The sequence below is a fragment of the Escherichia sp. E1130 genome, from assembly GCF_005781065.1.
Lineage (GTDB): Bacteria > Pseudomonadota > Gammaproteobacteria > Enterobacterales > Enterobacteriaceae > Escherichia.
Genome location: NZ_VATL01000012.1, coordinates 473,612 through 496,856, shown reverse-complemented (window position 1 = coordinate 496,856; position 23,245 = coordinate 473,612). Strand labels below are relative to the sequence as shown.

Sequence of the window (23,245 nt, the reverse complement as noted above, 5' to 3'; positions counted from 1 at the left end):
GCGTGATACGTATGACATTCACTGCGGTATACTGTGACAAATCTTTTAGCCGGGGCGAATATGAAAACCAAAGCTGCAACCCTTGCCGATGTTGCTCGTCATGCCAATGTTTCTTATCAGACAGTGTCGCGGGTGCTTAACAATTCAGCGAACGTGTCTGCTAAAACACGTCAAAAAATTGAACAAGCCATTGCCGAACTTAAGTACGTTCCAAATCGCGTAGCTCAACAGTTGGTAGGGAAAGAGAGCAAAACGGTCGGGCTGGTTACAACTTCACTTGCCCTGCATGCCCCCTCGCAAATTGCGGCAGCAGTGAAAAAATATGCCGGAGAACAGGGATATCAGGTGCTGATATCCATGATTGACGATGTTGATATTAAAGGTATTCAGGCTGCAATTAATGAATTAAAAGCACAACGGGTAACAAAGATTATTATCAACGCACCGCTGGAAACGGCATTGGCTGAAACACTGGTTGCTGAAAACAGCGATGTATTGTGTTTGTTTCTCGACGTGGACCCTTATAGCCCGGTATTTAACGTCACTTTTAATCCCGCAGAAGGTGCACGCGCCAGCGTGAAACATCTTTACGATTTGGGGCATCGTCAATTTTGCTTGATCTCTGGCCCTGAAAATTCAGTACCAGCGCGGCTACGACTCAATACCTGGCGCGACACCCTCGCTTCACTCCAACTGACGCCGCTGGCCATTCATTATGGTAGTTGGGACGCTCAAAGCGGCTATCTGGCGACGTTACAAATGCTACGTGAAACACCACAGGTAACCGCTCTTCTGATCGCCAATGATCAGATGGCATTGGGGGCATTAAGCGCCTTACATCAACAAAAACGTAAAATCCCGCAAGATATTTCTGTCATAGGCTATGACGACACCTATGAGAGTGCATTTTTTGAACCTTCGCTAACGACGGTCGCAATCGACTTTGATTTACAAGGGAAAATTGCCGTTCAACAAATTTTACAGCCGGACGATGAACACGCGATGCTCCGCTCTTCAACCATCCTTCCCAGCCGCCTGGTCGTGCGTAACTCTGCTGGTCCCCTGCACTCACCACAGACTGATCTGATGAATATTGCTGAACACCTTCGCACACTGGCAGATGAGCTAACACGAAAGGCATAAAAGTAATACGTTCTCATAAAAAGATTTAGTGATCTGTTTCGCTAAATCTTTTTTATTATCAGCAATAATTGTGATGTAAATCTCAAACATTCATTTAACACATTGCCTAATCATCGCGGTCAGGGTCAGAGTAAAAATGAAATTGTTAACGTATGACATTTCCGGAGATGCATACCAAAACAATAACCAGTAAGCACAGCTAATGCCTGTGCCAACGGTAAATGACCCAACGCCAGTGATTGAGGATATGGCTATGTTATTGCCCGGTAAACGTAATTATATTTTGCTCAGTATTTTCGATTTTCTGTACCTCTTCGCCTGGTCGGCAACGATGGCATTTTTTGTCATATGGACGACACAGCATCTGGAAATTACCGCCACACGCACAGGATTGCTTTATTCCGTTAATGCTTTCATTGCGTTATTAATGCAGCCGTTCTTCGGTTTCATCTCCGATAAATTTGGTCTTAAGAAACAACTCATCTGGCTCCTCGTCGCATTATTACTTCCCGTAGGCCCATTCTTTATTTATGTGTATGCCCCGCTTCTGGTTCATAACTTCTGGCTGGGCGCTGTTTTGGGTGGCGTTTACTTGGGGATCATTTTTAATTCTGGCTGTGGCGTTCTGGATTCCTGGATAGATAAAGTTTCGCGCCGTTATCATTTTGAATATGGTCGCGTAAGAATGTGGGGCTCTCTGGGATGGGCCGCTGCCGCGTGGATTGTGGGTAAATACATTGATACCAGCCCTAATCTCTCTTTCTGGCTGGCAAGCTGTGCCATTGTGATCGCCGCAATCTGCTTTATGTTTACCAAAATTGAACTGACCGAGGCGGAAATTGAAAAAACCAATTCGTTGAAAGCTATCCATGCGCTTGAACTGGCGAAAAATAGTCAGTTCTGGTTTTTATTGATGTTCACTCTGTTCGTAACGCAAATTTATGACACCTACGATCAACAATTCGCACAATATTTTTCGCTGCAATTCCCGACGCCAGAAGAAGGCAATCGCTGGTACGGGATTCTGGCTTCTGTCCAGGTCTGTGGAGAAACCTTATTTCTCTGTCTGATGCCGTGGTTTGTTAACCGCACTGGCGCCAAATGGGCATTAGTGATTGCCGGAACCATTATGTCGCTACGCATTGCCGGTTCTGCTATCCAACTGGGGCCAGTGTGGATTGCGGCCGTTAAAATGATGCACGCCATCGAAAAACCACTGATCCTGGTGTCTGTGTTTAAATTTATCGCGGCTAACTTTGATCATAAACTCTCTTCGACGGTATACCTGCTGGTGCTTTTTGTGGCATCCATCGCCACGGCAATCTATTCACCCATTGCCGGCTATCTGTATGACACCATTGGCTTTGCTGAAACCTATCTAATCTTGGGGGCGATTGCCGGTTGCTTCACACTTATTTCGGTCTTTACGCTGCGGGACAAATCCAGCAGCCAGCCTGCGGAGGCGCTAACTGAAAACCCAGTAGCATGACAATCATTTGCGCCCCGATATTTGGGGCGTTTTCCTCGCCTGTTGACCAGATTACGATACAAATTTTATCCAGAACTCTGTAGAATCCCTGCCCTGACCTTTCCTGTAACTGAATATTTTTTAAGCTATGAGCAAAGTAACTCCCCAGCCGAAAATCGGCTTTGTTTCCCTTGGCTGCCCGAAAAACCTTGTCGATTCAGAGCGTATTCTCACCGAACTGCGTACTGAAGGTTATGACGTAGTACCGAGCTATGACGACGCAGATATGGTGATCGTCAACACCTGCGGCTTTATTGACAGTGCGGTGCAAGAATCACTGGAAGCCATTGGCGAAGCGTTGAATGAAAACGGCAAGGTGATTGTGACTGGTTGTCTGGGAGCAAAAGAAGATCAGATCCGCGAAGTTCACCCGAAAGTGCTGGAAATCACCGGGCCTCATAGCTACGAGCAAGTTCTGGAGCACGTTCATCACTACGTGCCAAAACCGAAACACAATCCGTTCCTGAGCCTGGTGCCGGAACAGGGTGTTAAGTTGACCCCGCGTCATTACGCTTATCTGAAGATTTCCGAAGGTTGTAACCACCGCTGCACCTTCTGCATTATTCCTTCAATGCGCGGCGATCTGGTGAGCCGCCCGATTGGCGAAGTATTAAGCGAAGCGAAACGTCTGGTGGATGCGGGCGTTAAAGAGATTCTGGTGATCTCACAGGATACTTCCGCCTATGGCGTTGATGTAAAACACCGTACTGGCTTCCACAACGGCGAGCCGGTAAAAACCAGCATGGTCAGCCTGTGCGAACAGTTATCGAAACTGGGGATCTGGACACGTCTGCACTACGTTTACCCTTATCCGCACGTGGACGACGTCATCCCGCTGATGGCTGAAGGCAAAATCCTGCCATATCTGGATATTCCGCTGCAGCATGCCAGCCCGCGCATTCTCAAACTGATGAAGCGCCCAGGTTCGGTGGATCGCCAACTGGCACGTATCAAAAAATGGCGTGAAATCTGCCCGGAACTGACCCTGCGTTCAACCTTTATTGTCGGCTTCCCTGGCGAGACGGAAGAAGATTTCCAGATGCTGCTCGACTTCCTGAAAGAAGCACGTCTGGATCGCGTTGGCTGCTTTAAATACAGCCCGGTTGAAGGCGCAGATGCCAATGCTCTGCCGGACCAGGTCCCGGAAGAAGTGAAAGAAGAACGCTGGAATCGCTTCATGCAACTGCAACAACAGATTTCCGCCGAGCGCCTGCAGGAGAAAGTTGGCCGTGAAATTCTGGTGATCATCGACGAAGTGGATGAAGAAGGCGCGATTGGCCGCAGTATGGCTGATGCGCCGGAAATCGACGGCGCGGTCTATCTCAACGGTGAAACCAAGGTTAAGCCGGGCGACATCCTGCGTGTGAAAGTCGAGCATGCCGATGAGTACGATTTGTGGGGTAGTCGAGTTTAATTAATGCCAGGCCGGGCAAATTTATTTTCCCGGCCGGCTAATAAACATTATTGCCAGCTAATCTGCGCCCTGCCGTTTTTCTTACTCTTATACAGTCGCTCATCTGCCAGCATTTTCAGCCGTTCAACGGTGGTACATTCATTTGAATGCGCTACGCCGATACTGGTGCTTAAATTAATGCTTCCCACCTGGAAATGAACGATTTCTTTTAATATCGATAGCAACTCTTCCAGCGTTCCACCTGTATAAATCACCGCAAATTCGTCGCCGCCAAAACGATAGACTTTGCCTTTATCCACCGGAATTTGTGATTTAAGGATTTTCACAACCTTAATCAACACTTCATCGCCCAGCAAATGACCGAAGGTGTCGTTAATGTTCTTGAATTTATCGACGTCAAACAGGCACAAATATCCGCCTTTTTCCGGCAAGGCTTTTAAGTCTTCGTCAAAGGATTTTCTGCCCATCGCTTTGGTCAGGTCGTCAAGAAACGCTGAGTTATACATACTGTAGAGTTTTTTGACATCCGCCGCCGAGAAGAAAAGCCCACCGTCCAGCACACGGTCAAAATGGTTATTAATAATGGCTTCTTTTTCAACAATACCCTGATTGATCACTCTGCGTACCAGATAGAGGCAGCTGGCCCCTGATATAACCGCCACCAATGCGGCAAAGAAGATGATCAACGTACATACCTGAAAATAAACGTCTTTTTTATAGGCAAACACATACAATCCTGTCGGTAAATAGGAGAAGTGCTCCATCGCTTCCGAAACAGTGAAGATGGCGTTTTTGGCGTTATATTCATCACCAGTAACCGATTTGCCATTCTTAAAAAGTGAGAACATCAGGTTATCGCTGTCCATTGCCAGTGATTTTGACAGTAAAGAAAAGCGCTCCAGCCCAAGCAAAAATATCAGACTACGATTATGGCTAACCGGGTAGAGATAATAGACGAAGGTTTTACCGTCAAAAGAGATAAACCCCGTATTCTTAACATGCAAATACTTAACCACCTGCATGATATTTGTACAATAGTTATTCTCGTACTCCTTTACCTGAATACACTCATCACTGGAAATCAGATAAGGTCCAACATCATACAAATAAGAAGGAGAAACCGAATCGGCATAGGCTGTGCGTAAGCCAACCAGCAATTGTTCTTCCGTAGGGTTTAGCGTATTGATGAGATCAATTGCCACACTACGCCGATATTCAGCAATATTCGCCACCGCAAAAGCAGTATCAATAACGGACTGTTTCAGGCCATACACCCGTTCTTTCACCATTTGAGTGTAGATCCCGCAGGCAACTGCCGAAATCATAATAAAAATCAGCAGACTGACTGTAAGTACGAATTTATTGATTCTGGACATACCTAAACTACTCTTTTACTAACTTTCCACTTTTATCCCAGGCAGAGAATGGCATAGGCTTCTGGTACAGATACCCTTGGGCCTGAACACAGCCTAATTTGATTAATTCACGCGCAACCTCTTCGCTCTCAACACCTTCTGCAATCACCGGAATCTGGTTATAGCGTGCCAGGTCGAAGATAATGCGTACAATTTTTCCCGCGGTGCCGAAAATATCGCCGGTAAATTGCGAATCTACTTTTATGCTGTCAGGGTTAATTTCATAAAAACGTTTCAGGTTTGACAGCCCTGTGCCAAAGTCATCAATCGATATCCCTACCCCTTGTTTACGCAGTTGTGCAATATTGAGATAAAAATGTTCATTAATTCGTTCGATCACTGTTTCAGTGATCTCAATACAGATACTATTCGCCTGCAGATCATGTTCTTTCATGATAGTTGTAAAATGCTCATGAAAGTGTGGTTCGTTTAGCTGCCAGGGTGACACATTAATATGCAGTAAGAAACCGTCCTTCAGGGTCGCACGCTGGCTAAAATGCCTGAATTCACGCATTGCGGTTTTAATAATTTGATAGCCAAGCTCATTGATAAACCCAATATCTTCAGCAATCGTAACAAACTTCAGTGGTGAGATTATTCCTCGTTCCGCAGAGATCCAGCGGCATAATGCTTCTGCGCCGATAATGTCTCTGGTTTTCATATCAACAATCGGTTGATAGACTAAAAATAATTCGCCTATTTCCATTGCATGGCGAATATTACGCGCAATCCAGATATTCTCTTCAATTTCGTTGAGTTTCGCGTCATCACAGAAAATAAACTCAGAGAACATATGGTCACGGATACTGGAAATCGCCAGTTTCAGTTTTTCGGCATAACTCCAGGCATTTTCACCTTTCAAAGGTTCACAAATGGCAGATTTGTGTATACGCAGATTACGATAACCAAAGCTGCTGTCAAAATCATTTACCACCGCTATCTTGCGGGTAAACGTCTGTACATTTTCCCGGCACAATAATAAATAGAGATCGGCATTGAATGTCACTATATCGCAGCATTGCGCATATTTCTCGGCAATTCGCTGACACAGTTTCCTGACGATTTTATTGCGTTCCTCGACGCCAAACACAGCTTCGACGGCTTCCAGTCCGCACAGTTTGATGATCCCGACGGCCAGATATTGGCTATTATTAGATTCAATAATCGCCATGTTTTTGATAAAACCACTCTCCTGATCGTAGGAGATTAGCGAGAGCAGTTTATTCGAACGTTCAATTTCGGCATCTTTCATTTCCGCTATGGAATTTTTGATGCTGATAATCTCTTTCGCATCGCCTTCGCGGATTTTCAGCGCCTGCATTTGTTCAGTAGAATCGGGCAAAAACTCCAGCGTATTGACAAGTTCTGTCATTTCGGAAAATTGTCGACGAAACACACGCGTGGTCATTAAGTAAACCAACAGCAGTACGATAATAATAAATACAAATGGTAGATAAAAGAGTTTATCTGATGCGTTAAATAAATTACCTGTTGGATAATAAAAATATATTTCGAACAACGAGTTATTTGGAACTTCTGATGTTCTTGCGATATATTCCGTGTCGAAAGAATCAATAATGTTATAATTTCCTTCGCTATTATAAATAATCAGTTTTTCACGGGCGAGTTGGTTTTTGGCGATGATCTCATGGCCTTGTTTCAAAAACAGCACTTCATCAGTCGAACTGATTTGATCAAGATATTCATTCAGATAGCGCCAGTTTAAGTCAACATGAATTTTGTCAACCGCCAGTAAGTCACGGTCTTTTCCATTAATTCGTAGGGTAAAAGAGATACACTTTTTCCCTGGTCGATCAAAGCAATTGTAGGCCGGATTCCAACTACTGACCGAGTTGTCTGATGCCACCGACCAGGGCCGCTGCGACGGGTTAAAGTCGGCAAAGATGACGCGTCCTGCCTCATCGACAAGCGGCCCATTTACTTTTTCCTGATGGTAAACAAGGATCTTATCATTCGCCCGACGTGAAAAGAGATAATATTTATTATCATCCAGAACCAATCCTACCGAATCCAGAAATGGCATCATTTCCATTTTCAGAATGACGGCACGTTTAATTTCTTCACTGTTTTTTAATAAATACAACGAGTCCTTTAACGTTAAGGCAGAACGCTCAATATCTTTAAAAAAATAACCTACGTTTTTTTGAATAAGTTCAAAGCGGCTATCGGCACGTTTTACCGCCCTTTCCGATACCAACTGATAGTTAATGATGAAAAAAAGACCAATAAATGACAGCGTAGCCAACAAAAATAAAATAATCAGTCTTATCTTTATCTTTTCGTATAAACTAAGCATGTTAATACACGTAACAAAATAACCATCAGTACGCTGCCCTGCTGCATAAATAGACTTTTACAACAGCATATTTACCCAATTACCTGATTCTACAAAATCGGCAGAAAGTTACAACATTTGCGTATAGCAATAATTTCCTATGACGCCATTACATTTTTAAGCAATATTCTGCCGTGGCTATGCTTTAATTTTCGGGTCCAGCGCGTCGCGTAAGCCATCGCCCAGCAAGTTGAAAGCCAGCACGGTAAGGAAGATAGCGAGTGCCGGGAAAACCGCCACATGCGGCGCGATGACCATATCCGCTCGCGCTTCATTGAGCATAGCCCCCCATTCTGGTGTCGGCGGCTGCGCCCCCAGGCCAAGAAATGAAAGGCTGGCAGCCGAGATGATCGAAGTGCCAATACGCATTGTGAAAAAGACGACAATGGAAGAGACAGTCCCGGGCAAGATATGGCGCAACAAGATGGTCATGTCGCTGGCACCAATACTGCGCGCCGATTCAATAAAAGTTTGCTGTTTCAACACCAGCGTGTTGCCGCGCACCAGACGGGCAAAAGCCGGAATGGAAAAGATGGCGACTGCGATAATTACGTTGGCAATACCGCTTCCTAACACCGCAACAACAGCAATCGCCAGTAAAATACCCGGGAAGGCAAACAGCACATCGCAAATACGCATAATCAATCGGTCCCACCAGCCTTCGTAATATCCCGCCAGTAAGCCCAATAGCGTACCGATCGCCGCACCAATAAAGACAGCAAACACACCCGCCGCCAGCGAGATTTGCGCGCCGACCAGGACACGGCTGAAAATATCACGTCCCAGCGAGTCGACACCAAACCAGTGTTGCAAAGAAGGTCCGTTATTCAGGTTGTCATAATCGAAAAAATTCTCGGCATCATAGGGGGCGATCCAACGGGCCAAAATTGCCACCACAATCAGCAAAATAACGAACAGTGCGGCGGCCATCGCCATATGCTGACGGCGAAAACGTCGCCAGAACTCATGCCACGGTGTGCGTACCTGGTCAGGTTTTACCAGTGGCATAGCGTTTAACACCGCCTGACGTCGCCAGTTAAATAGTCGCATCCTTACTTGTACCTGATAGCCGGGTTAATGGCGGCGTAAAGCACATCCACCACTAAGTTGATAAGAATAAACTCCAGCGAGAAGAGCAGAATTTCTGCCTGAATCACCGGGTAATCACGCATTTCTACCGAATCGACCAGTAAACGCCCAAGTCCGGGCCAGTTAAATACTTTCTCCACCACGATAGAGCCACCGAGCAAAAAGCCAAACTGCAATCCCATCATGGTGACCACAGGGATCATGGCGTTGCGTAAACCATGCTTGAGGACAACCCAGGTTTCGCTTACCCCTTTCGCCCTCGCGGTACGCATATAATCCTCACTTAAAACATCAACAAACGAGGCGCGGGTAAAACGCGCCATCACTGCCGCCACCGCCGCGCCGAGCGTCAGAGAAGGTAATATGTAATGCTGCCAACTGTCTGCACCTACGGTAGGCAACCAGCCCAGTTCAACAGAGAAAACCTGAATCAGCAGTATTCCGAGCGCAAATGCCGGAAATGAAATCCCTGATACTGCGATGGTCATACTTAATCGATCCGGCCAACGGTTACGCCAGACGGCGGCGATAATACCCGCCGCCATGCCGAACAGCACCGCCCATGTCATACTGGTAATGGTCAACCACAGCGTAGGCATGAAACGGCTGGCGATCTCCTCGGCAACCGGACGACGCGACACCATCGACAGACCAAAATCCCCCTGCACGGCATTGCTGATATAGTGCCAGAACTGGTGATACAGCGGCTGATCCAGCCCCAGTTGCTGACGCACCAGTTCGATGACCTGCGCATCGGCTTCTGGACCGGCAATCAATCGCGCCGGGTCGCCGGGTAGCATATGGACAAACAAAAACACCAGCACCGAGACAATAAACAGCGTCGGAATCAGCCCCAGCAAGCGTTTGATAACGTAATTAAGCATTCCTCTCCCTGCGCTACTTATTGCAAATCCGCATCTTCAAAGCTAAAGCCAGTGTCTGGCATAATCCAAAAACCGCTCAGTTTTTTGCTGTGTGCCGACACCAGTTTTTCTACCACCAGCGGGATCCACGGCGACTCTTGCCAGATGGTATCCTGCACCGCCTTATACAAGCGCGCCTTTTCCGCTGGATCGTTGGTTTTCAGCGCCTGGGCAAGCTCGTCATCCACCTGCTTATTGCTGTAAAACGCAGTATTAAACAGCGTCGGTGGCCAGTTCTGCGAGGCGAACAGCGGCGATAGCGCCCAGTCAGCTTCACCGGTCGAGGCCGACCAGCCAGTATAGAACATTCGCACGCCGCTCTCTTTCTGCCCTTTACCTTCAACTTCTGCCGCCCGCTGCCCGGCATCCATCGCCGTTACCTGGGCTTTAATCCCCACCTGCGCTAGCTGTTGCTGGGTAAATTGCAGCACTTTCTGCGCGGTACTGTGATTATGTGATGACCACAATGTGGTACTGAAACCGTTGGGATATCCCGCCTCTTTTAATAGTTCGCGCGCTTTAGCCGGATCGTAAGGCCACGGTTTATAACTTTGCGCGTAGGCAATACTCGGTGGCACCACACCAGTGGCAGGAACGGCATATCCCGCAAAGGCCACTTTCACCAGTGCCTGACGGTTGATGGCGTAATTCAGTGCCTCACGCACTTTTGGGTTATCGAATGGTTTCTGCGTCACGTTCATACTGATATAACGCTGCATAATCGACGGGCTGGCCATCAGCTCGATATTTTTGTTCTTGTCCAGTAGCGCAGCTTGTTCATAAGGGATGGGAAAAGCAAACTGCGCTTCACCGGTTTGCAGCATTGCCGCGCGGGTATTGTTGTCCGCCACCGGACGCCAGGTGATGCTGTCCAGTTTGGGCAAGCCTGGCTGCCAGTAACCCGCAAATTTTTTAACCTTCACAAAATCGGTCTGGTTCCAGGTATCCAGTTCATACGGTCCAGTTCCGACCGGATGAAAACCAATCTCCTTACCATATTTTTCCAGCGCTGCCGGTGAAATCATCGCGGTCGCCGGGTGAGCGAGGATGTTAATAAACGCGGAGAACGGTTGCCTGAGCGTAATCTTCACCGTTGTCGGATCGACCGCTTCAGCTTTGGCAATATTTTTGTACAGGTTATAGCGTTTTAGATGATTTGCCGGATCGCTGGCTCGGTCCAGATTCGCTTTGACGGCTGCGGCGTTAAAGTCGGTGCCGTCCTGGAACTTAATCCCTTCGCGCAATTTCACGGTGTAAGTGAGGCCGTCATCGGAAACGGTATAACTCTCCGCCAGCACGTTTTTCAGTTTCATCTCTTTATCCAGACCGAACAGTCCCTGATAAAAAGATTTCGCTACGGCCTGAGATAACGTGTCATTCGCGTCATACGGATCGAGCGTAGTGAAATTCGATCCCACTGCCACAACCACATCTTTGGCAGCGAATGCACAAGGTGCCATCAACGCTGCGGCAATGCTCAGCGCCACTAACCCACTACGGTGTACAGCTCTTGCCATTTTATTCTCCGCCTGAATGTTATCTACGCAAAAATGCGTACTCTGATTGTGGTTGTGCGACGTAATGCCCCGGCCCGACGCATTGCAACGAGACGGCGGCAACCTCTTCGCCACGCAGATGAATATTGCTGGGAAGATCATCCGACAGCAGCACGCGCTGCGGTCGTAGTCGGGACGGTTCAGCGACCGGAACTGCCGCCAGTAATTTACGTGTATAAGGGTGCTGCGGATTTTCAAAGACCGCACGCCGTGGACCAATTTCAACGATTTGCCCAAGATACATCACCGCCACACGATGACTAATCCGCTCTACAACGGCCATATCGTGGGAGATAAACAGAAAGGCGATGCCAAACTCGCGCTGGAGATCGAGCAACAAGTTGATGATTTGCCCACGGATAGAAACATCCAGCGCCGAGACAGCTTCATCGGCAATAATGACTTTGGGATTCAACGCCAACGCGCGAGCAATGCAGATGCGCTGACGCTGACCGCCGGAAAACTCATGCGGGTAACGCCACGCATGTTCAGGTAACAGGCCAACGCGTTCCAGCAACCACGCAACGCGTGCAGCAGCTTCTTTACCTTGCAATAAACCGTGTACGCGCAGCGGTTCAACAATCGAATCACCAATGGTCTGTCGTGGATCCAGCGAGGCGTAAGGATCCTGAAAAATAAACTGAATATCGCGACGCAATGCCTGAAGTTTGCCTGGTGAAAGGGTATCGATTCGCTGCCCTTTGAAGATGATTTCGCCGCCCTGGGATTCAACCAGGCGCAGCAACGCCCTACCGGTGGTTGATTTGCCACTCCCGGACTCTCCCACCAGCGACAACGTTTCGCCCGGCCAGAGATCAAAACTAACCTTCTCAACCGCATGCACTTCTCGCGTAACGCGATTCAATAAGCCACTACGTAAAGGGAAACGGGTCACTAGATTACGCACCTGTAAAACAGGGTCGCCATCAACCACCGTTTTCTGCTCGACAGGTCGTTCCTGTTTAGCCGGATGTTCAAGTGATATCAGCGGGAAACGGCGAGGATAATCTTGCCCTTTCATCGCCCCCAACTGCGGCACGGCAGCCAACAGCGCGCGGGTATAAGGATGCTGTGGCGCATGAAAAATCTGTTCAACGCTGCCTGTTTCGACCGCTTCGCCCTGATACATCACCAGCACCCGATCGGCAATCTCTGCCACCACGCCCATGTCGTGAGTGATAAAGATGACGCCCATCGACATCTCTTTTTGCAATACTTTGATTAATTGCAGGATCTGCGCCTGAATCGTGACATCCAGTGCGGTGGTCGGTTCATCCGCAATCAGCACCGCCGGGCGACATGACAGCGCCATTGCAATCATCACTCGCTGGCGCATCCCACCGGAGAGTTGATGCGGATAACGCGAAAGAATGGTTTGGGCTTCCGGGATGCGAACCTGATCCAGCATCCGCTTCGCCTCTACCATCGCCTGTTCACGACTGGCGTTTTGATGCAAACGGATCGACTCGGCAATCTGCTCACCCACAGTAAATACCGGATTCAGCGAGGTCATCGGCTCCTGAAAAATCATCGCGATATCTGCGCCGCGCACATGCTGTATTTGACTGGCACTCTGCTCGTTAAGCTCAATCACTTCACGACTGCGTCGCCGCAACAGCATTTTATCGCACTGCACCAGACCGCCTGCTTGTTCCAATAGACGCATCAATGCCAGTGCTGTGACAGATTTACCGGAACCTGATTCCCCGACAATGGCCAGCGTCTCGCCGCGTCGCAGCCGAAAAGAAAGATTGCGCACCGCAGCCACTTTCTGCTGGTCCTGCATAAAGGCAATGTTGAGATTATCGACCGCCAGGACATCACCGGCATCAAGTTCATCACTGTGTGGCAACGGTGTCCCCTTTTTCGCGGTAGATACCAGTGGTTGGTGTATCGCCTGCATAGCCCCAGGCGCGATACATTCCTTCGGTGTTAAACGGTAGTGCGACGTTACCTTCGTGGTCGACAGCGATTAAGCCACCGCTGCCGCCAAGCGCCGGGAGTTTTTCCATCACCACCCGCTCGCAGGCTTCCGCGAGGCTTAGACCGCCATAATCCATTAACGCGCCGATGTCATACGCCGCCAGCGCGCGGATGAAGACTTCGCCCGTACCGGTACAAGAAACCGCCACACTGGCGTTATTGGCGTAGCATCCAGCACCCACTAAGGGACTATCGCCCACTCGTCCGGGTAATTTATTGGTCATTCCGCCCGTGGACGTGGCGGCCGCCAGATTGCCGTGTAAATCCAACGCCACGGCGCCCACCGTGCCCATTTTTTGTTTTTCATCCAGCGGAGCGCCGCTATGGTCGAGGACGGTTTCCCCACACTCACGCGCCGCCAGCAGCTGTTCATAACGCAAAGGCGTGGAGAAAATCTCCGGCGAGACGCGCTCCATGCCATGAGAAAAAGCAAAGTTTTCCGCCCCCTCACCAATCATCATCACATGCGGGCTTTGCTCCATCACCAGACGAGCGGCAAGAATTGGGTTGCGCAGATGGCTAATGCCCGCCACCGCCCCCGCTTTCAGTGTGTTGCCATCCATCACGCAGGCGTCCAGTTCATGCGTTTCATCACGCGTAAAGACGGCGCCAATTCCGGCGTTAAAGAGCGGACACTCTTCCAGCAGGCGCACCGCTTCTGTCACCACATCCAGCGCGCTTTCGCCCGCTTCGAGCATTTGCTGTCCGGTTTCAACAATGGCAGACAGCGCCTCAATGTAGCGTAATTCCTGTTGCAGACTCATCTGTGCGCGGCTAATTGCGCCTGCGCCGCCGTGGATTGCAATGACTGCTTTGCCCATAGTCTTCGTCCATTAAGGGTGGCTCGCCACTTTTGCTATAAATATCAGAATTTTTATGAATTACTCATTCAATTTTTGAATATAGAAAGATGTATATGGCATGTAAAGGAGAGCGTCTGCTCTACGACCGAGGTGGCATACAGTCTGTGGCGTTTTTCTGACATAATAGGCAAATTCGATTTTGCCTCCGCAGGAGTGTTTTCATGGAATTTACCACCGGATTGATGTCGCTCGACACCGCGCTTAATGAGATGCTTTCTCGCGTTACCCCACTGACCGCCCAGGAAACGCTGCCACTGGTACAGTGTTTTGGCCGTATTCTGGCGAGCGATGTGGTTTCGCCGCTGGATGTCCCAGGGTTTGATAACTCCGCAATGGACGGTTACGCGGTACGTTTGGCCGATATCACCTCCGGGCAACCGCTGCCCGTTGCCGGGAAGTCGTTTGCCGGTCAGCCTTATCATGGCGAGTGGCCCGCTGGCACCTGCATCCGCATTATGACTGGCGCACCAGTACCGGAAGGCTGCGAAGCAGTGGTAATGCAGGAACAGACTGAACTAACGGACAATGGCGTACGTTTTACCGCTGAAGTGCATAGCGGGCAAAATATTCGCCGTCGCGGTGAAGATATCTCTGCGGGCGCGGTTGTTTTTCCGGCAGGTACTCGCCTGACTACCGCTGAACTGCCAGTGATTGCTTCGCTAGGGATTGCCGAAGCTCCGGTGATTCGTAAAGTGCGAGTGGCGCTATTTTCCACGGGTGATGAGTTGCAGTTACCCGGTCAGCCTCTGGGCGACGGGCAAATTTACGATACCAACCGCCTCGCGGTACATTTGATGTTAGAACAGCTGGGTTGTGAAGTAATCAACTTAGGGATTATTCGCGACGATCCACATGCCCTGCGCGCCGCATTTATTGAAGCCGACAGCCAGGCGGATGTGGTGATCAGTTCCGGTGGTGTTTCGGTTGGTGAGGCGGATTACACCAAAACCATTCTCGAAGAACTGGGCGAAATTGCTTTCTGGAAACTGGCGATTAAACCGGGTAAACCGTTCGCGTTTGGTAAACTCGCGAATAGCTGGTTCTGCGGCCTGCCGGGCAATCCAGTTTCTGCGACGCTGACTTTCTATCAATTGGTACAACCTTTGCTGGCCAAACTAAGCGGCAATACCGCCAGTGGCCTGCCCGCGCGCCAGCGCGTACGCACGGCATCTCGTCTAAAGAAATCCCCTGGACGTCTTGATTTCCAGCGCGGCGTGCTGCAACGCAACGCCGACGGCGAACTGGAAGTCACGACCACCGGGCATCAGGGTTCACATATATTTAGCTCCTTTAGCCTCGGCAACTGCTTTATCGTGCTGGAGCGCGATCGCGGCAATGTTGAAGCGGGCGAATGGGTGGAAGTCGAGCCATTTAATGCGTTGTTCGGAGGCCTGTAATGGCGGAACTCAGCGATCAGGAGATGCTGCGCTACAATCGGCAAATCATCCTGCGTGGTTTTGATTTTGACGGTCAGGAAGCATTGAAAGATTCCCGCGTGCTGGTCGTTGGCCTGGGCGGCCTCGGCTGCGCAGCCTCGCAGTATCTGGCAAGCGCCGGCGTCGGTAACCTGACGCTGCTCGACTTCGACACGGTTTCGCTCTCAAATTTGCAGCGCCAGACGCTGCACAGTGATGCCACGGTCGGGCAACCGAAGGTAGAATCAGCCCGTGACGCACTGGCGCGGATCAATCCACATATCTCGATTACGCCGATAAACGCGTTGCTTGATGACGCTGAACTGGCTGCGTTGATTGCTGAACACAATCTGGTGCTCGACTGTACGGATAACGTTGCGGTACGTAATCAACTGAACGCGGGCTGTTTTGCCGCGAAGGTGCCGCTGGTTTCCGGCGCGGCAATTCGTATGGAAGGGCAAATCACGGTCTTTACTTATCAGGACGGTGAGCCGTGCTATCGCTGCCTTAGCCGTTTGTTTGGCGAGAACGCATTGACCTGCGTGGAAGCGGGCGTAATGGCACCGTTGATTGGGGTGATTGGTTCGTTGCAGGCAATGGAAGCGATAAAACTGCTGGCAGGTTATGGCAAACCCGCCAGCGGTAAAATCGTAATGTACGATGCGATGACCTGTCAGTTTCGCGAAATGAAACTGATGCGTAATCCGGGGTGTGAGGTGTGCGGGCATTAATTGCCAGCTCCGGGCCTGATAAGATGCGGCAAGCGGCGCATCAGGCATTTGCTCCTGACGCCAGATGCGGCGTGAACGCCTTATCTGGCCTACGGTTCGGGCGCAGATTTCCAGGTCTGATAAGACGCGGCAGGAATCAGTGCACTCCGCCACGTCATCAGCAATTTATGAGGATGCAGAAAGTCCGGTTAAATCGACGTTCTGCCAAACGCCCCCTGCCAGTCCTGCTCAAACTTCGCCACAGCGGCATCAACTGCCGGATAGCTAATCATCTGTTGCGCGACATCCAGCGGCAGTGTGATTGATTCGCATCCTACCAGTAAGCAGTCCAGCGCCTGACGCGGGGTTTTGAAACTGGCTGCCAGCACTTTCGCCTGTGGCGCGTGCATTTTCAGTAACTGGTGTAAGTCGGTCACCGTCTGAATACCACTCCCGCCCTGGGCATCAATTCGGTTGACGTAAGGCGCAACATACTCCGCACCCGCCAGCGCCGACAGCAGCCCTTGCGCTGCCCCATACACCGCCGTACCCAGCGTCGGAATACCTTCCGCTTTTAATAGCTTAATCGCTGCCAGCCCCTCGGCAGTCACAGGTACTTTAACCACGATATCCGCAATAATAGAACGCAGTTTACGCGCATCGTTCACCATACCTTCAGCAGTAGTAGACATGACCTGCGCAAACAAACGCCCCTGTCCGCCCATCGCCTCATGTAACTCAGGAAGTAAAACTTCCAGAGGCTTCTTACCTGCCGCCACAATACTTGGATTAGTGGTCACACCCGCCAATGGAAAAACACGAGCCAGCGTCTTCACTGCGGCGACGTTTGAAGTATCCAGATACAGTTCCATAGTCATCCTCTAAATCTACTTTTGTATGAAATCAGACTATCACGAAAAAACTCTCTGAACAGTTGATGCACATCAATCTAACTTTCATTCGAAAGTATTTTAATGTTTGAACGAAAAAGAGGGACATCTATGATTTTCAACATTCAGCGCTATTCGACCCACGACGGTCCCGGTATCCGCACGGTAGTTTTCCTTAAGGGGTGCTCGCTGGGCTGCCGCTGGTGTCAGAACCCGGAAAGCCGCGCCCGCACGCAAGATCTGCTGTATGACGCACGACTGTGTCTGGAAGGCTGCGAACTATGCTCAAAAACCGCTCCGGAAGTGATTGAGCGCGCGCTGAATGGTTTACTCATTCACAGGGAAAAGTTAACGCCTGAACATCTGACGGCGCTGACCGACTGCTGTCCGACTCAGGCATTAACCGTGTGCGGTGAAGCGAAAAGCGTTGAGGAGATCATGGCGACCGTTCTGCGCGATAAACCATTTTACGATCGCAGCGGCGGCGGTTTAACGCTTTCCGGTGGTGAGCCGTTTATGCAGCCGGAAATGGCGACGGCGCTGCTGCAAGCCAGCCACGAGGCCGGTATTCATACTGCGGTAGAAACCTGTCTGCATGTGCCGTGGAAATATATCGCCCCTTCTCTGCCCTATATCGATCTGTTTCTTGCCGATTTAAAACACGTTGCCGACGCGCCGTTTAAACAGTGGACTGACGGCAGCGCCGCCAGAGTGCTGGATAATCTGAAAAAACTCGCGGCGGCGGGCAAAAAAATCATTATTCGCGTGCCGCTGATTCAGGGCTTTAATGCCGATGAAGCCAGTGTGAAAGCCATTACCGATTTTGCCGCCGATGAGTTGCACGTTAGCGAAATTCATTTCCTGCCCTACCACACGCTGGGCATCAACAAATATCACTTACTTAATCTGCCCTATGACGCCCCGGAAAAACCGCTTGATGCGCCAGAACTGCTCGACTTTGCCCAGCAGTATGCCTGCCAGAAAGGGTTAACCGCGACCTTACGAGGATAACAACCATGACCACACTGAAACTGGACACGCTCAGCGACCGCATTAAAGCGCACAAAAATGCGCTGGTGCATATTGTGAAACCGCCGGTCTGTACCGAGCGCGCACAGCACTATACTGAGATGTATCAACAACATCTCGATAAGCCGATCCCGGTACGTCGCGCGCTGGCGCTGGCGCACCACCTGGCGAATCGCACCATCTGGATCAAACACGATGAGTTAATCATCGGCAACCAGGCCAGTGAAGTCCGCGCCGCGCCGATCTTCCCGGAATATACCGTCTCCTGGATCGAAAAAGAGATTGATGATCTGGCGGATCGTCCGGGTGCTGGTTTTGCGGTCAGCGAAGAGAACAAACGTGTTCTGCATGAAGTGTGCCCATGGTGGCGCGGTCAGACTGTACAGGATCGCTGCTATGGCATGTTTACCGATGAGCAAAAAGGCCTGCTGGCGACTGGCATCATTAAAGCGGAGGGCAATATGACCTCCGGCGATGCGCACCTGGCGGTCAATTTCCCGCTGCTGTTGGAAAAAGGGCTTGATGGTCTGCGCGAGAAAGTGGCAGAGCGCCGCTCACGTATCAACCTGACTGTGCTGGAAGATTTGCACGGCGAGCAGTTCCTGAAAGCGATTGATATCGTACTGGTGGCAGTCAGTGAACACATTGAACGTTTCGCTGCTCTGGCGCGAGAAATGGCCGCCACCGAATCCCGCGAAAGTCGTCGCGATGAACTGCTGGCGATGGCAGAAAACTGCGACATCATCGCCCACCAGCCGCCGCAAACTTTCTGGCAGGCGCTGCAACTGTGCTACTTCATCCAGTTGATTTTGCAGATTGAATCTAACGGTCACTCGGTGTCGTTTGGTCGTATGGATCAGTATCTCTATCCGTACTATCGCCGCGACGTTGAACTCAACCAGACGCTGGATCGCGAACACGCTATCGAGATGCTGCATAGCTGCTGGCTGAAACTGCTGGAAGTGAACAAGATCCGCTCCGGCTCGCACTCAAAAGCCTCTGCGGGAAGTCCGCTGTATCAGAACGTCACCATTGGCGGGCAAAATCTGGTTGATGGTCAGCCGATGGACGCGGTGAATCCACTCTCTTACGCAATCCTCGAATCTTGCGGTCGCCTGCGTTCGACTCAGCCTAACCTCAGCGTGCGTTACCATGCGGGAATGAGCAACGATTTCCTCGATGCCTGTGTGCAGGTGATCCGCTGCGGCTTCGGGATGCCGGCGTTCAACAACGACGAAATCGTGATTCCGGAATTTATTAAACTCGGTATTGAACCGCAGGACGCTTACGACTACGCAGCGATTGGTTGTATCGAAACCGCCGTCGGCGGTAAATGGGGCTATCGCTGCACCGGCATGAGCTTTATCAACTTCGCTCGCGTGATGCTGGCGGCGCTGGAAGGTGGTCGTGATGCCACCAGCGGCAAAGTGTTCCTGCCACAAGAAAAAGCGTTGTCAGCGGGTAACTTCAACAACTTCGATGAAGTCATGGACGCGTGGGATACGCAAATCCGTTACTACACCCGCAAATCAATCGAAATCGAATATGTCGTCGACACCATGCTGGAAGAGAACGTGCACGATATTCTCTGCTCGGCGCTGGTGGATGACTGTATTGAGCGAGCGAAAAGTATCAAGCAAGGCGGCGCGAAATATGACTGGGTTTCTGGCCTGCAGGTCGGCATTGCCAACCTCGGCAACAGCCTGGCGGCAGTGAAGAAACTGGTATTTGAACAGGGCGTGATTGGTCAGCAACAACTGGCTGCCGCGCTGGCGGAAGACTTCGACGGTCTGACTCACGAGCAGCTGCGTCAGCGTCTGATTAACGGCGCGCCGAAGTACGGCAACGACGATGATACCGTCGATACGCTGCTGGCTCGCGCTTATCAGACCTATATCGACGAACTGAAACAGTATCATAACCCACGCTACGGTCGTGGCCCGATCGGCGGCAATTATTACGCAGGTACATCATCTATTTCCGCCAACGTACCATTCGGCGCACAGACCATGGCAACGCCGGACGGACGTAAAGCGCATACCCCGCTGGCAGAAGGCGCAAGCCCGGCCTCCGGCACCGACCATCTCGGCCCAACGGCGGTCATCGGCTCAGTGGGTAAACTGCCTACCGCAGCGATTCTCGGCGGTGTGTTGCTCAACCAGAAACTGAACCCGGCGACGCTGGAGAACGAATCTGACAAGCAGAAACTGATGATCCTGCTGCGCACCTTCTTCGAAGTGCATAAAGGCTGGCACATTCAGTACAACATCGTTTCCCGCGAAACATTGCTGGAAGCGAAAAAACATCCGGATCAATACCGCGATCTGGTGGTGCGCGTAGCAGGTTATTCCGCCTTCTTCACCGCGCTCTCTCCAGACGCACAGGACGATATCATCGCCCGTACCGAACATATGCTGTAACTCTTCCGCCCGGCGGCCACCGTCGCCGGGCTATATCATTCACAGTGTCAATTTCTCGCTCAATTACATTCGAAATAAATTTGTGCCCTGCGTCACATTGTTATTACACTGTGGCGGTTTGCATTCATTGCCAGGAGCACTTCTTATGAGCGTAAAAGTTATCGTCACAGACATGGACGGTACTTTTCTAAACGACGCCAAAACGTACAATCATGAGCGTTTTATGGCGCAATATCAGGAACTGAAAAATCGCGATATTGAGTTCGTTGTCGCCAGCGGTAACCAGTATTACCAGCTCATTTCCTTCTTCCCTGAGCTAAAAGATGAAATCTCTTTTGTTGCAGAAAACGGCGCTCTGGTTTACGAACACGGCAAGCAGCTTTTTCACGGCGAACTGACTCGACATGAATCGCGGATTGTTATTGGCGAGTTATTGAAAGATAAACAACTGAATTTTGTCGCCTGTGGTCTGCAAAGTGCATACATCAGTGAAAATGCCCCGGAATCATTCGTTGCATTGATGGCAAAACACTACCATCGCCTGAAACCTGTAAAGGATTACCAGGACATTGACGACGTACTGTTCAAGTTTTCTCTGAACCTGCCGGATGAACAGATCCCACAGGTGATAGACAAACTGCACATTGCACTCGACGGCATTATGAAACCGGTGACCAGTGGTTTTGGGTTTATTGACCTGATTATACCTGGCCTGCATAAAGCGAACGGTATTTCGCGGTTACTGAAACGCTGGGATCTGTCGCCGCAAAATGTGGTAGCGATTGGCGACAGCGGTAACGATGCGGAGATGCTGAAAATGGCGCGTTATTCCTTTGCGATGGGCAATGCTGCGGAAAATATTAAACAAATCGCTCATTACGCTACCGATGACAATAATCATGAAGGCGCGCTGAATGTGATTCAGGCAGTGCTGGATAACATCGCTCCTTTCAATCGTTGATCTTCCCCCGGGCCGGAGTGACCACTTCGGCCTCTCGCCTTTTTGCTCGCTTTGTGCGGTGACTCAAGATCTTTATCTTGCGTTAACTTATTTTTAACTTAAAGTATCAATCGTAATCATTTTACTTTCGAACGAAAGATGAGGGGTTGATATGACTTTTTCCTGTGAGACGCTGCCCACAGATGCGAAAGCGGCTATCCGAGAAATGAAAGCTGCGCTGCGGGAACAGCTCGGTGATGTACAACAGGTTTTCGATACACTCTCTGCAAAAATCGAAACGCGTGTTGCTGAAATCGATGCCCTAAAAGCGCAAGGGCTGCCGGTTTGGCCGGAAGTTTCTTATAGCGATATTGCCGCAGGGACAGTAAGCGATGTCACTCGCAATGAAATTAAACGTCGCGGCTGTGCAGTAATAAAAGGTCATTTCCCTCGCGAGCAGGCGCTGGCGTGGGATCGTGCCATGCTCGATTATCTCGATAGCAATCATTTTGATGATGTTTATAAAGGCCCTGGCGACAGTTTTTTCGGCTCACTGGAGGCTTCTCGTCCCGAAATCTATCCCATTTACTGGTCACAAGCACAGATGCAGGCGCGGCAGAGCGAAAATATGGCTGCTGTGCAATCTTTCCTGAACCGCCTGTGGAAGTCTGAAAGCAACGGCAAGCAGTGGTTTGATCCTGATATCAGTGTGATTTACCCGGACAGGATCCGTCGCCGTCCTCCAGGTACTACATCTAAAGGTCTGGGGGCGCATACCGATTCTGGTGCGCTGGAACGGTGGTTATTGCCCGCTTATCAGCGCGTTTTTGCCAATGTGTTCAATGGTAATTTCGATGATTACGATCCCTGGGATGCTGCACACCGGACCGATGTCGAAGAGTACACGGTGGATAACACGACCAAATGTTCAGTGTTCCGCACGTTTCAAGGCTGGACTGCGCTCTCTGATATGATATCGGGTCAGGGATTGTTGCATGTGGTGCCTATCCCGGAAGCGATGGCATATGTTTTATTGCGCCCGCTGCTGGATGACGTACCGGACGATGAACTGTGCGGGGTTGCACCTGGCAAAGTTCTTCCCATTTCAGAGAAATGGCATCCACTATTGATTAAAGCGCTGACATCCATTCCCGCGATAACAGCAGGGGATTCCGTCTGGTGGCACTGCGATGTGATTCACTCCGTCGCGCCAGTAGACAATCAACAGGGTTGGGGCAACGTGATGTATATCCCTGCTGCGCCAATGTGCGAGAAAAATCGGGCTTATGCACACAAAGTCAAAATGGCGCTGGAAAAAGGCGCATCACCGGGCGACTTCCCGCGGGAAGATTATGAAGCAAACTGGGAAAGCCGCTTTACACTGGATGATCTGAACATTCACGGTAAGCGCGCACTGGGCATGGACGTGTAAGAGTTGATGGATTATTGGAAGTGAGGTTAAGGAAGTAGGTTCGATGTTGTTCAGATTGCTGACAAAGTGCGCTTTGTTCATGCCGGATGCGGCGTTACCGCCTTATCCGACCTAAAACGGCTTGCAGATTCAATACATT

The 23,245-nt window shown here is 50.3% G+C and carries 17 protein-coding genes; 9 read left to right on the top strand and 8 right to left on the bottom strand.

Features of this window, described 5'->3' with window-relative positions:
• Positions 1 to 60 precede the first annotated feature (60 nt).
• The 3 genes from FEK66_RS13010 to rimO all read left to right on the top strand — a co-directional run bounded on the left by FEK66_RS13010 (position 61) and on the right by rimO (position 4,085).
• A complete protein-coding gene (locus FEK66_RS13010) occupies positions 61 to 1,143 on the top strand; it encodes a LacI family DNA-binding transcriptional regulator (RefSeq protein WP_131162159.1) in 1,083 nt (360 codons plus the stop codon).
• Positions 1,144 to 1,396: 253 nt separating this feature from the next.
• Entirely contained in the window at positions 1,397 to 2,632 is a 1,236-nt protein-coding gene (locus FEK66_RS13005) for an oligosaccharide MFS transporter (protein ID WP_130259824.1), read from the top strand.
• A gap of 127 nt (positions 2,633 to 2,759) precedes the next feature.
• Complete coding sequence (rimO, locus tag FEK66_RS13000; protein WP_130205175.1) at positions 2,760 to 4,085, top strand: 30S ribosomal protein S12 methylthiotransferase RimO; 1,326 nt, start codon at positions 2,760 to 2,762, stop codon at positions 4,083 to 4,085.
• Positions 4,086 to 4,132: 47 nt separating this feature from the next.
• Here the strand turns inward: rimO and FEK66_RS12995 are convergent, their stop codons facing one another.
• The 7 genes from FEK66_RS12995 to iaaA all read right to left on the bottom strand — a co-directional run bounded on the left by FEK66_RS12995 (position 4,133) and on the right by iaaA (position 14,228).
• Complete coding sequence (locus FEK66_RS12995; protein ID WP_130205173.1) at positions 4,133 to 5,461, bottom strand: GGDEF domain-containing protein; 1,329 nt, start codon at positions 5,459 to 5,461, stop codon at positions 4,133 to 4,135.
• Between the two features lie 7 nt (positions 5,462 to 5,468).
• Positions 5,469 to 7,817: an EAL domain-containing protein gene (locus FEK66_RS12990; RefSeq protein ID WP_138211474.1), complete on the bottom strand. Its 2,349-nt coding sequence runs from the start codon at positions 7,815 to 7,817 to the stop codon at positions 5,469 to 5,471.
• 177 nt (positions 7,818 to 7,994) lie between these two features.
• Positions 7,995 to 8,906 carry a glutathione ABC transporter permease GsiD gene (gene gsiD, locus FEK66_RS12985; protein ID WP_135406257.1) on the bottom strand — a complete coding sequence of 304 codons (912 nt, stop codon included), beginning with the start codon at positions 8,904 to 8,906 and terminating at the stop codon, positions 7,995 to 7,997.
• Between the two features lie 2 nt (positions 8,907 to 8,908).
• Positions 8,909 to 9,829, bottom strand: a complete 921-nt coding sequence (gene gsiC, locus FEK66_RS12980) for a glutathione ABC transporter permease GsiC (RefSeq protein ID WP_130205169.1) — start codon at positions 9,827 to 9,829, stop codon at positions 8,909 to 8,911.
• 17 nt (positions 9,830 to 9,846) lie between these two features.
• Positions 9,847 to 11,385, bottom strand: a complete 1,539-nt coding sequence (gsiB, locus tag FEK66_RS12975) for a glutathione ABC transporter substrate-binding protein GsiB (protein WP_138211473.1) — start codon at positions 11,383 to 11,385, stop codon at positions 9,847 to 9,849.
• A 19-nt stretch (positions 11,386 to 11,404) separates the two neighbouring features.
• The gene (gene gsiA / locus FEK66_RS12970; protein WP_135493622.1) at positions 11,405 to 13,276 is read right to left on the bottom strand and encodes a glutathione ABC transporter ATP-binding protein GsiA; all 1,872 of its coding nucleotides are present in this window, start codon (positions 13,274 to 13,276) and stop codon (positions 11,405 to 11,407) included.
• Positions 13,263 to 14,228: a beta-aspartyl-peptidase gene (iaaA, locus tag FEK66_RS12965; RefSeq protein WP_135493602.1), complete on the bottom strand. Its 966-nt coding sequence runs from the start codon at positions 14,226 to 14,228 to the stop codon at positions 13,263 to 13,265. The genes gsiA and iaaA overlap by 14 nt, the downstream gene beginning before the upstream one ends.
• A 203-nt stretch (positions 14,229 to 14,431) precedes the next feature.
• On the opposite strand from iaaA, the gene moeA reads away from it, so the two are divergent.
• Both moeA and moeB read left to right on the top strand, forming a co-directional pair.
• Positions 14,432 to 15,667, top strand: coding sequence for a molybdopterin molybdotransferase MoeA (moeA, locus tag FEK66_RS12960; protein WP_130205163.1), 1,236 nt, complete (start codon positions 14,432 to 14,434; stop codon positions 15,665 to 15,667).
• Positions 15,667 to 16,416 (top strand): molybdopterin-synthase adenylyltransferase MoeB, encoded by a 750-nt coding sequence (gene moeB, locus FEK66_RS12955; protein WP_130214782.1) that lies wholly within the window; start codon positions 15,667 to 15,669, stop codon positions 16,414 to 16,416. Before moeA ends, moeB begins: the two co-directional genes overlap by 1 nt.
• A 188-nt stretch (positions 16,417 to 16,604) precedes the next feature.
• Here the strand turns inward: moeB and fsa are convergent, their stop codons facing one another.
• Positions 16,605 to 17,267, bottom strand: a complete 663-nt coding sequence (gene fsa, locus FEK66_RS12950) for a fructose-6-phosphate aldolase (protein WP_130259761.1) — start codon at positions 17,265 to 17,267, stop codon at positions 16,605 to 16,607.
• A 129-nt stretch (positions 17,268 to 17,396) separates the two neighbouring features.
• Between fsa and FEK66_RS12945 the strand changes: the two genes are divergently transcribed.
• From FEK66_RS12945 to FEK66_RS12930, 4 genes are all read left to right on the top strand, one after another.
• Entirely contained in the window at positions 17,397 to 18,296 is a 900-nt protein-coding gene (locus tag FEK66_RS12945; protein ID WP_130259762.1) for a glycyl-radical enzyme activating protein, read from the top strand.
• Positions 18,297 to 18,301: 5 nt separating this feature from the next.
• The gene (locus tag FEK66_RS12940; RefSeq protein WP_135493601.1) at positions 18,302 to 20,734 is read left to right on the top strand and encodes a glycyl radical protein; all 2,433 of its coding nucleotides are present in this window, start codon (positions 18,302 to 18,304) and stop codon (positions 20,732 to 20,734) included.
• A gap of 145 nt (positions 20,735 to 20,879) precedes the next feature.
• Entirely contained in the window at positions 20,880 to 21,695 is an 816-nt protein-coding gene (gene ybiV, locus FEK66_RS12935; RefSeq protein WP_130205153.1) for a sugar-phosphatase YbiV, read from the top strand.
• Between the two features lie 151 nt (positions 21,696 to 21,846).
• Positions 21,847 to 23,106: a DUF1479 domain-containing protein gene (locus tag FEK66_RS12930; RefSeq protein ID WP_135493600.1), complete on the top strand. Its 1,260-nt coding sequence runs from the start codon at positions 21,847 to 21,849 to the stop codon at positions 23,104 to 23,106.
• Positions 23,107 to 23,245: the final 139 nt, after the last annotated feature.

What these genes read in the sequence shown, in the direction of transcription:
- FEK66_RS13010 (WP_131162159.1), top strand. Translation starts at nt 61, where the DNA reads ATGAAAACCAAAGCTGCAACCCTTGCCGATGTTGCTCGTCATGCCAAT.
- FEK66_RS12930 (WP_135493600.1), top strand. Translation starts at nt 21,847, where the DNA reads ATGACTTTTTCCTGTGAGACGCTGCCCACAGATGCGAAAGCGGCTATC.
- rimO (WP_130205175.1), top strand. Translation starts at nt 2,760, where the DNA reads ATGAGCAAAGTAACTCCCCAGCCGAAAATCGGCTTTGTTTCCCTTGGC.
- FEK66_RS12990 (WP_138211474.1), bottom strand. Translation starts at nt 7,817, where the DNA reads ATGCTTAGTTTATACGAAAAGATAAAGATAAGACTGATTATTTTATTT.
- FEK66_RS12995 (WP_130205173.1), bottom strand. Translation starts at nt 5,461, where the DNA reads ATGTCCAGAATCAATAAATTCGTACTTACAGTCAGTCTGCTGATTTTT.
- ybiV (WP_130205153.1), top strand. Translation starts at nt 20,880, where the DNA reads ATGAGCGTAAAAGTTATCGTCACAGACATGGACGGTACTTTTCTAAAC.
- gsiD (WP_135406257.1), bottom strand. Translation starts at nt 8,906, where the DNA reads ATGCGACTATTTAACTGGCGACGTCAGGCGGTGTTAAACGCTATGCCA.
- fsa (WP_130259761.1), bottom strand. Translation starts at nt 17,267, where the DNA reads ATGGAACTGTATCTGGATACTTCAAACGTCGCCGCAGTGAAGACGCTG.
- moeA (WP_130205163.1), top strand. Translation starts at nt 14,432, where the DNA reads ATGGAATTTACCACCGGATTGATGTCGCTCGACACCGCGCTTAATGAG.
- gsiB (WP_138211473.1), bottom strand. Translation starts at nt 11,385, where the DNA reads ATGGCAAGAGCTGTACACCGTAGTGGGTTAGTGGCGCTGAGCATTGCC.
- FEK66_RS13005 (WP_130259824.1), top strand. Translation starts at nt 1,397, where the DNA reads ATGTTATTGCCCGGTAAACGTAATTATATTTTGCTCAGTATTTTCGAT.
- moeB (WP_130214782.1), top strand. Translation starts at nt 15,667, where the DNA reads ATGGCGGAACTCAGCGATCAGGAGATGCTGCGCTACAATCGGCAAATC.
- gsiC (WP_130205169.1), bottom strand. Translation starts at nt 9,829, where the DNA reads ATGCTTAATTACGTTATCAAACGCTTGCTGGGGCTGATTCCGACGCTG.
- iaaA (WP_135493602.1), bottom strand. Translation starts at nt 14,228, where the DNA reads ATGGGCAAAGCAGTCATTGCAATCCACGGCGGCGCAGGCGCAATTAGC.
- FEK66_RS12940 (WP_135493601.1), top strand. Translation starts at nt 18,302, where the DNA reads ATGACCACACTGAAACTGGACACGCTCAGCGACCGCATTAAAGCGCAC.
- FEK66_RS12945 (WP_130259762.1), top strand. Translation starts at nt 17,397, where the DNA reads ATGATTTTCAACATTCAGCGCTATTCGACCCACGACGGTCCCGGTATC.